We start from the raw sequence: 9,935 nt of genomic DNA, 5'->3' as shown, positions 1-9,935 counted from the left end.
CAACGACCGCGTTTACCGCGACGCAGTCGGCCCAGGCGATCGAGGTGCTCGCCAAGAACGGCCTCGACGTGACAACGATCCTGGGCGGGGCGCTCGACTCCTCGATCTCGCTCGCCGGGGCGCTCGGGTCCGAGGTGGCGCCGGCGGCCGACCTGGTCACCGACCTGATGCAGCAATTCGGCCTCGAGGCCGACAAGCTGCCCGAGATCGTCGATCGTGTCACCGGTGCCGCCTTCACCTCGAAATTCGGCTTCGACGATCTGCGCCTGGCGATCGCCCAGGCCGGCGGCGTCGCCGGCACCACCGGCGTCGAGATCGAGGAGTTTCTCACCGTCCTGTCGGCGACCGCCTCGAGCTTCGCCAGCGGCTCGGATGCGGGCACGAGCTTCAAGACCTTCCTGCAGCGGCTGACGCCGGAGTCGGCCAAGGCCGCCGGGGTCATGAAAGATCTCGACCTTCAGTTCTTCGATGCGCAGGGCAACATGCGCACGATGGCCGAGATCGCCCAGGAGCTGCAGGACGGCCTCGCGGGCCTGTCCGAGGAGGCTCGCAACGAGGCGCTCAAGACGGTGTTCGGCACCGATGCGATCCGCACCGCGGCTGCGCTGGCAAAGCAGGGTGCCGAGGGGATCCGAGATCTCTCGAGCGCGATCGGCGAGATCTCCGCCCAGGAACAGGCCGAGGTGCGCCTGCGCGGCCTCGACGGGGCGCTGAAAGAGCTGGCGGCCGCCTGGGAGGCGCTGAACCTAGAGGCGGTCGAGAATGGCGGCCTTGACCTCGCCGAGGAGGCGGTGCGGCGGGTGACCGACGCGCTGCGCTACCTCACCGAGAATTTCGAGCTGGTCGAGGAGGTGGTCGAGCGCGTGGCAAACGCCTTGACCGTCTACCTGGTCGGCCGTGGCATGACGCTGGTGGTCGCCAAGGCGGTCGCTGTTCGCGCCGCGCTGATCGAGATCGCCGGGGCCGCGAGCGGGGTCGGCACGGCGGCTGGCCGTGCGGCCGCCCCCATGATGCGCTTCGGGGTCGCGGCGCGGGCGCTGACCGGGATCATGGGCGGCCCGCTGTCGCTGGCGATCACCGCCGGCTCGCTGATCGCCTTCGGCATCGACACCGATGTCGCGGCGGATGCGGTCGAGCGGGCCGAAACCGCCGCGACACGCGCCGCAAGCGCGCTCGATGCCTACCAGGAAGCCAGCCGGCGCGCGGCCGAGGAACAGAGGGGCCTTGGGGGGCAGGTCTCCGAGACGACCCAAAACATGCTGAACCAGAGCCGCGCGGCGCTCGAGCAGGCGCGTGCGGATCTCGAGCAGACCTATGGCGAGGCGCGAGGCGCCATGGCCGGCAGCTTCTGGGATGGCGACGGCATCGACGATTTCGTGGGGTCGCTCGAGCGCTATCGCCCGAAAGATGGGGTCGCTGACTACCTGCAGCCGCTCGCCGACGAATTGCGCAACGATTTCCTCGCGAGCCTGGCGGAGGTCGGTGAGGCCTTCCAGGCCGGGACTATGAGGGCGAATGACTTTCTCGAGGAGTTCGATCGGCTGCGGGGTGTCGGGAGCAACCTCGAGCCGGTACGCGATCGGTTGATCGAGATCCGCGAGAACGGATCCGCGCTTGTCGGCAACGGCATGGTTTCGGAGCTGGCAGAGGCTGCGCGGGAGGCCGGTCTCTTTGGCGAACAGCTCGCGGCGATCGAGGCTGCCTCGAGCGAGGCCGAAATGTCGAGCGCGGTTGACGACCTGGTGCGCGCTCTGACCGAGGCGCTCGAGGCCGGCAAGGTGCTGCGCGACGAGGGGCTGTCGGGCTTTCGCGAAAACATCACCGAACTGGCGGGCGTCGAGGAGCAGCTGGGGCTGATCCACGATCAGCTGAGCGCCAACCATGAGATGGCCGAGGATCTGAAAGCCGATCGACCGTTCGACGAGACCGGCGACAGCGCTCGCGTGGCGGCTGAGGAGATCGAGCGCCTGAACCGGGTTTACGGGGAGTATCAGGCGGGTCGGGCTGCAGCGCCAAAGCCGGTCGATATGCGGCCCTGGGAACAGCCGCGCTCCCAGTTCGATCCGACCAACATGGATCCGGCGACGGTGCGCGCGCTTGCCGTGCTCGAGCAGGCCTCGGTAAAGACTTTCAATATTACTTCCGACTACCGATCGCCGGACGAGAATGACGCCGCCGGCGGAGCAAAGAAGTCGCAGCACATGCATGGGCGTGCCTTCGACATCGACGTGTCGGATATGTCGATCGACGAGCGGCTCGAGCTGATCAAGCTCGCGCGCAGCGTGGCCGGTTTTGGCGGCGTCGGGGTCTACAGCAACTCGCTGCATTTCGACACCGGGGCCGAGCGCGCCTGGGGGCCCGATTACACCTCGGGCTCGGTTCCGGCCTGGGCGGCAGAGGCGGTGGGCATGTATGGCCGGGGATCCAGCGCTGGCGCCACCACGACAGACGATCTCGATGCGCAGGCCGAGGCGCTCGAGCGCGTGGTCGCGATCGGTCGCGATCAGCTCGAGCAGCTGCGCCTCGAGGCCGACCTCGCCGGTCGGACGGTCGAGGAACAGGCGCGGCTGACCTTCCAATATGAGGCGGTTAAGCGCGCGAAAGAGGCTGGGATCGAGCCGGAGACCGCGCTCGCGGAAGACGGCCGCCGGCTGATCGAGGTGATCGACGAGCAGGCCGCTGCCTATGGCCGGCTCATGGCCGCGCGAGAGCAGGAGGAAGCCACGGCCGAGGGCATCGCGCGCTCGACGGAACAGGCCGCCGCCGATGTCGAGGCCTGGAAGGGTCAGATCTCGGGCGCGTTCGACAATCTCAAGCCCGGCGGCGCCGGCGTGGAGGCGTTCTGGGATGATCTGACCTCGATGATCCTCGACAAGCTCTGGTCGCTCGCGCTCGACCCGATCTGGGATCAGCTGGCGCAGCTCATGGATCAGGCCTTCTCGGGCTTCGGTGGCGGGATCTCGTTTGGCGCCGCTGCCGGTGGCGCTGCGACGGGGGGCTACAGCGCCTCGGCCAGCGCGATGACCTCGGGCGGGCTCTATCGCAACGGCGGCCTGATGCTGCCCAAGCGCGCCGAGGGTGGCGGGTTTCGCGACGTGCCCCGGGCCCAGGGCAAGCTCGAGGGGCTCGGAGGAAAGCGCCAGGATAACCTGCTGTTCTGGGGGTCGCGCGGCGAGTTCATGCAGCCTGCAGACGCGGTCGATCACTACGGCGTCGAGTTCATGGAGGCCATTCGCACCATGCGCCTGCCCAAGCGGGCTGATGGCGGCGGCTTTGTGGATGCGCCCAGCTCTGCCGGCGGCGGGCGCTCGTCGCCCGCGAGCGCGCCAGAGATCACGATCAACAATTACGGCGCCAAGGTCTCGACCCGTCGCACCAGCGGCGGCGGCCTCGACCTAGATGTCGAGCAGGCGATCGACGATTACTTCGACAGCGGCCGCGGAAACAAGGCCATGCGCCGAAACTACGCCATCCGCCCGACGCCGAAAGGTTCCTGACATGCCCGCATGGCCCTCTGAGCTGCCGTTCTTTACGAGCCGGTCGGGATACAATCTCGACGGCCCCGATGGGCATATCCTGCGATCCGAGATGGAGGTCGGGCCGGCAAAGCGGCGGCGTCGCACGAGCACCGCGCCGCAGGCCTTTTCGGGCAAGATCGAGCGCCTGACGCTGTCGCAGCTGGAAACGTTCAAAGAGTTCTACCGGACCACCTTGGGCGACGGGGCGCTGTCGTTCGATGCGACCGATCCGCTGACCGGCGAAACGCACAGCTATGCCTTTAACGGCCCGTACTCGGTCGGGGTGCACCGCAACAAGATCGACGCCACGCTGTCGGCAACGCTCGAGATCCTGCCATGAGAAACCTCTCCGACCGCCTGCTCGCCGCGACCTACGCCCAGGAGAGCGCCGAGGTCTTCGTGCCGATCGTCAAGCTCACGCACTCCGATTGGGCCGACTCGGTGCGCTGGGTGCGCGACACGGTTGCGCTTGTGCATGGTGGCGAGACCTATTCGCCGTTTCCGTTCGATCTCGCGCTGCCCGAGGACAAGGACGAGGGTTTCCCGGTCCTTCGGTTCTCGGCCCAGAACGTCACCCGCGAGATCATCGGTCAGATGCGGAAGGTCCGAAACGAGGTGCTCGGCGAGGTCAGCTGGGTGCTGGCCGCCACGCCCGATGTTGTCGAGATGGGCCCGTTCGAGGTGCAGATCACCGGCATCGAATACGACGCGCTGAGCATCGACGGCGTGATGACGATCGAGCCGATCCTCGAGGAACAGTTCGGGTTTCTCGAGATGACGCCGAGCGTCTGCCCTGGCCTGTTCTGATGTGGTCTGACGATTGGGTTGGCCTGCCTTACGCCGAGCTGGCGCGGGGCCCGGGCGCCTATGACTGCCTCGGCTTGTTCCTGGCCCTGCATCGCGTGCGCTTCGGTCGGGATCTGCCTGACCCGGGCTGCACCGTTCGCGAGGCTGTCCGGGAGGATGCCGTCGACACCTACCGCCCGCGCTATGAGCGGGTGAGCGCCGCGCAGGAGGGTGACGCGCTCCTGTTCCGCATGGCCGGGCGCCCCCTGCACCTCGGCTATGCGCTCGACAACACCGACATGCTGCATATCGACGCCGTGGCCGACAGCCGGGTCGAATGCTGGCGCCGCGCTTCCTGGCTCGGCAAGCTCGAAGGAATCTACCGAATTGCCTAAAGACCTGGCTCATATCGAAGCGGTCGGACAGCGCCACCCGATCCGTCACGACGTGGTCGCGCCCGAGATGCCAGTGGGCAGCACGATCGCGGAGATCGTGCGCGCTATGGATCTCGACAGCGAACGATATGGCTTGCCGGTGGTGACGATGATCCGCGGCGGCGAGATCTCGGTGGTGCCGCTCGATATGTGGGGCAAGACGCGCCCGAAGATCGGCACGCGGGTCGAGGTGGCATTCCCGGTGCGCGACCCCGGCTCGATCGCCCTGATCGCGTCTCTGGCGATCCCGCAGGCGGCAACCTGGGTGGCTGGCACGGTGCTGGGCCTGACCGGGCTCGGCTATGCGCTTGTCGTCGGCGCGATTACGATCGTCGGCACGCTGCTCGTGCAGTCGCTGATCCCGCCGGCAAAAACCGAGGGCGGCGCGGGGATCCAGAATTACGCGATCACCGGCACCTCGAACGCGGCCAATCCCTACGGCGTGTTTCCGACCGTGCTCGGCCGTCACCGGATCTATCCGCCGCTGACCGCGACCGGCTTCTCGGAAAACGCGGGTCAGGATGTCTACTATTACGGGCGGATGACCTTCGGCTATGGGCCGCTCGCGCTGGAAGATCTGCGCATCGGCACCACCCCGATCACCGAATTTGCCGCGGCGGAGGTGGAGCTTGAGTTTCGCAACGTCGATCGAGATCTGACCCTTGCGGCCATGCCGGGGCTTGCCCCCTTCGTGGTCGACCGAACCGGCGAGGAGAATAAGCCGCGCTTCAAGCTGACCGAGGTTGGCAAGATGTGGACCTTCGCGCCGCGGGCGGCGGCCGATCAGGTGACGCTCGAGATCAATGTGTCGGCGCAGGACAAGGTGTCGGGCTATACCTTCACCGTGGAAGAAGCGGTCGCGGGCTCTGGCTCATGGGCGCAGGTCGCGAGCTTCACGCTCCAGGACCCGGTGACCAATCACGACCCGCTCAGCGGCCTGCAGGAAACCCGCACCTTCACCTCGGCCAGCTACTCGGATGGGGTGGAGCGCGAATACCGCGTGACGCTGACCGGCTCGACGCCTCGCACAGGTGACTATACCGACAACTGGCTCACGTTCTTCAGTGGCAATGGCGTCGATGCCGTCACGATCACCAAGGCGACGGCGACATACCACGAGGTGCAACCGGGCTGGCGCTACGGCACCGACTCGATGTTCCTCTATCCCGAGGACATCACGCAGGACGACGAGAACGCCCTGCCGGAGCCCGGTGCGCCGGTCGTGCGCTACACCCGCGAAGCGTCGAGCGCGGCTTCAGTCGACATCTCGTTCTCGCGTGGCCTCTACGATGGGACGGATGACGGCCTCGAGTCTCACGACGCCAGCTTCGCGATCTATTACCAGCCCGTTGCCGGCGGCATCGTCGAGGAAGACTGGGTGCTCGTCGCCAGCCCAACCTATGAGGCGAAATCGACCACGGCGCTGCGCTACACGGTGCCGATGTCGTTCCCGGAGCCGGGGCAGTATGCGATCAAGGTCGAGCGGACATCGGGGATCGACTACAGCACGCGCGACCAGAACCGCGCTTGGGTCACCGCGATCCGCAGCATGAGCGGCGAGCCGCTGCCCAGCCCGGAGGGCATCGCCGAGGTCGCATTCAAGATCAAGGCCAGCGACCAGCTCAACGGGCGGCTCGACAGCCTGAACGGCATCGTGCAGCAGCTGGCCCCGGTCTGGGACGGCAGCGCATGGACCGGCCCGCAGCCGGTGCGCCATCCCGCATGGCTCTACGCGCAGGCGCTGCGCGGGCCACAGCAGCGCCGCCCGGTGGCCGACAGCCGTCTCGACCTCGATGCGATCAAGGCGTGGGCCGACCAGGAGCCGCACTGGACCTGCGACTATGTGATCGACACGCCGACGCAGACCGCCGAGGTGCTCGACGTGATCTGCGCCGCCGGCCGTGCGCGCCGCACCCTGTCCGATTTCCGCTGGTCGGTGATCCGGGACGGTGCCGCCGGGCCGGTGCGCCAGACCTTCACGCCTCGCAACTCATGGGGATACAAGGCTCAGCTGGCGTTCCCGCGCGAGATCCACGGCTTCCGCGTCAAGGCGCGTTCCGAGCGGCTCGAGTGGGAGGAGGACGAGATCCTTGTCCTGAAGGACGGCTTCACCCGCGAGACCGCGACCGAGCTTGAGACCCTGCAGCTGGCCGGCACGGTGGTGACTGCAGACGACGAGGACGAGGGCAACGCCTACCGCCTCGGGCGCTATCACCTCGCCGTGGCCGAGAACCGCCCGGAGACGCACACCTTCTTCGCCGACTGGGAGCACATCCGCGTGCAACGGGGCGACAAGATCCGCTTCGTGCATGACGTGCCGCTGATTGGTGTCGGCGCGGCGCGGATCAAGGCGATCACCGAGGACGGGTCTGGCAACGTCGTGACGATCACGCTCGACGAACTGTTCGATTTCGAGCGCGACAGCTTCCGCCTTTCCGTGCGCAACGTGCAGGGCGAGGTGATCTTCCAGGCCCTCTCCCCGGAAGATCCCAGCGCGCGGGTCTGGACGCCAGAGGTGCTGGTCTCGGCTGCCGACATTGCGGTGGGCGATCTGGTGGCGGTCGAGGAGACCGAGCAGGTCAGCGCCGAGATGCTCGTGACCGGGATCTATCCGCGCAAGGATGAGAGCGCGAAGATCACCTGTGTCGACGCGGTGCCTGCGATCCTGCAGGCCGCTACCGGCCCGATCCCGACCTACAGCCCTGTCGTGACGAACCCCCGCGAGCGCGCGGACTATGGCCTGCCTCCGGCGCCGGCGGTGATCTCGGCCTTTTCGGACAGCACCACCCAGATGATCCTGCCCGATCTCTCGGTGAGGCCGCGCATCGCCGTGCAGCTCGCGCCCTACGCGACGCGCTCGGCAAGCGAAGGTCTCACCACGCAACTGCGCTGGCGCGAGGCCGGGTCCGCGTCCGTCTACACCTATGGCGAGGCGCTGGCGGGGGCAGAGTATTCGCTGCTCACGGGTGCGCTCGAAGAGGGGCTGACCTACGAGGGGCAGGTGCGGATTGTCGCTCCGGACGGCCAGACCCGGGGCTGGAAGGACTGGCCGAACACGGTTCTCGCCTCCATCGCCGCCCCGGCGCCGCCGGCGATCGCCGCCACCGTGACCGCTTCGAGCGTTCCCGACGCCGCAGGCAACGGGCGTCGTCCGGCGATCGAGCTGGCTTGGACCCCGTCGGTCAACCGCACCCTGCGCGCGACGTGGGAGGTGCGTGTTGCCGCAACCGGCGCGGTGGTGCAGCGCGGGCTGTTCGCCGAGGCGTCCTCGTCGAGCGTGCTGATCGCGGACGGGATCCTGCCGGCGACCGCCTACGAGGTTCACGCGAGCTTCGTCACCGCGATTGCGGATCAGCGGACATGGAGCGCATGGCTGCCCGTGACGACCAGCGACCTGCGGCTGACACCCGCTGACCTGTCGGACGATCTGGCCGGCTCGATCGACGCGGCCCTCTCGCGCCACGACGATGCGCTCGACGATGCGGAGGGCGCGGTGGGAGATCTCCGCGACCGGATCCTCGCGAGCCTGTCAGGCGTGCCGACCTTCGACGTGCTCGATGCCTATCTCGACGGGATCGGGGCCGAGTCGCTCATCGGGGCGATCGAAACCTCGCTCGGGCCGCTGTCGGCGCCGACCTCGCTTTCGAGCCAGATCGTAACCGAGCGCGAGCGGCTCGATCTTCTGTTGCCGCGGATCTCAGATGCCGAGGAGGTCACGTCCGACATTGCTGGTCTCCTGGCGCAGTTCGGGGCGGCCCTCTTTGCGACCGACAAGCGGATCTCTGACGCGGGGATCTACGTCGACCCGGAAAGCGGGACGGTCAAGATCGCCGCCTATGAGTACCTCGAGGGGCAGGTCTCGGACGTGTCGATCGAGCTGAACGCAGCGCGTGCACAGATCGACCTGAAAGCCTCGGTCGCCTACGTGAACCAGGCGCTGTCTGACCTTGTTCTCGACCCGACGCAGATCCCGCTTCTCGATGACCTAGACCTTCGGATCTCCACGGCAGAGCAGACCCTCGACGCCGTGGAGGGCACCGTCACCAGCCTGACCGAGACGCTGACGGTCGAGGGCAGGCTCGTCACCATGACCACGGTCACGGAGACGCTGGACAGCCTACAGGGGCAGATCACCGACCGTGTCACCTCGGCAACCTTCGACGCGGCCGAGGCGCGGCTTACTGCGGCTGAGCAGACAATCTCTGCCTTCCCCGACAATGCCGAGGTCAGCAGCGCGGTGGAGGCGAGCCGCGTCCTGCCGGGTGAGCTGTCGGACGCCTCCGCGCTCATGGTGCAGGAGATGGGCGAACGGTTCGCGAGCGATCAGGCGATCCGCGTCGCCGAGGCGCAGGCCCGTGAGGATCTCCGGGCCTACATCGACGAGCAGGACGGAGCTGTCGCGGAGAACGTGATCCAACTCAGGTCGCAGGTCGATTCCAGCGTGGCGCAGATCGAAGACACCCTGCGCACCCGCGCGACCGAGGCCGAGGCCACGGCGGAGGCGGTGACGCAGCTGCAGACCGACATCGAAAGCGCAGATGGCGAGCGAGCGGCGCAGGCCGACGCGATCGACGATCTGACCACCCGCGTCACGGACACGGAGGATGGTCTCGAGTCCGAGAGCGCGCGGCAGACGATCCTGACCGCATCCGTGCGCGCCATCGGGGATGACGCGACCGATCTGGCCGAGCTTGCGATCACCGAAATGTGGAACGAGTTCCGCGCCTCCGAAGATCTGCGCGCCGGGATTGCGGTCGCTGCGTCTGAGCTACACACCTACGTGGAGGAGGGGCAGCTGGCCGAGGCGTCCGAGCGGCTGCAGCTCGGCGCCGCGCTCGAGGATGCGGTGGCCGAGATCCAGACCGAACGTCTCGCGCGGGTTTCTGAGGATGAGGCGCTCGCGCAGCAGATTGTGGATCTCGAAGCGGCACTCGATGGCGGCAGTTCCTCCGCGATCGAGGAGTTGGTGGTTCGAGTCACCGATGCCGAGGATGGTATCGACTCGCTGGCTCAGCGTGCAACGACGCTTGAGGCCGATGTCGCGAGCCTTGAGACTGGTCAGGCCGGGAACGCGACGGCGATCTCCAACCTGACCACGCGCGTCACGACCAACGAGAACGGTATCACCTCGATCTCTCAGGACGTGGTGCAGCTGCAGTCGGATCTGTCGAGCGCCGAAGCGACATCACGGCAAACG

Annotated in this window: 5 protein-coding genes; all 5 read left to right on the top strand. The window is 67.4% G+C overall.

Annotated features, from left to right (window positions below; genetic code table 11):
- On the top strand, nucleotides 1-3,497 hold a 3,497-nt coding region (locus tag R2601_RS15990; protein WP_007800194.1), incomplete at its 5' end, for a phage tail tape measure protein.
- A gap of 1 nt (nucleotide 3,498) precedes the next feature.
- Nucleotides 3,499-3,858, top strand: coding sequence for a hypothetical protein (locus R2601_RS15985; protein WP_007800193.1), 360 nt, complete (start codon nucleotides 3,499-3,501; stop codon nucleotides 3,856-3,858).
- Complete coding sequence (locus tag R2601_RS15980) at nucleotides 3,855-4,325, top strand: DUF1833 family protein (protein ID WP_007800192.1); 471 nt, start codon at nucleotides 3,855-3,857, stop codon at nucleotides 4,323-4,325. Before R2601_RS15985 ends, R2601_RS15980 begins: the two co-directional genes overlap by 4 nt.
- The gene (locus R2601_RS15975; RefSeq protein ID WP_007800190.1) at nucleotides 4,325-4,699 is read left to right on the top strand and encodes an NlpC/P60 family protein; all 375 of its coding nucleotides are present in this window, start codon (nucleotides 4,325-4,327) and stop codon (nucleotides 4,697-4,699) included. The genes R2601_RS15980 and R2601_RS15975 overlap by 1 nt, the downstream gene beginning before the upstream one ends.
- Nucleotides 4,692-9,935: host specificity factor TipJ family phage tail protein (locus R2601_RS15970; protein WP_007800188.1), on the top strand; the 5,244-nt coding region annotated here is incomplete at its 3' end. The genes R2601_RS15975 and R2601_RS15970, both read left to right, overlap by 8 nt.

The organism is Salipiger bermudensis HTCC2601, from assembly GCF_000153725.1.
In the GTDB taxonomy this organism is placed as follows: Bacteria; Pseudomonadota; Alphaproteobacteria; order Rhodobacterales; family Rhodobacteraceae; genus Salipiger; species Salipiger bermudensis.
Note: the sequence above shows the minus strand (reverse complement) of the source record. Positions and strands in the feature narration are given on the sequence as shown.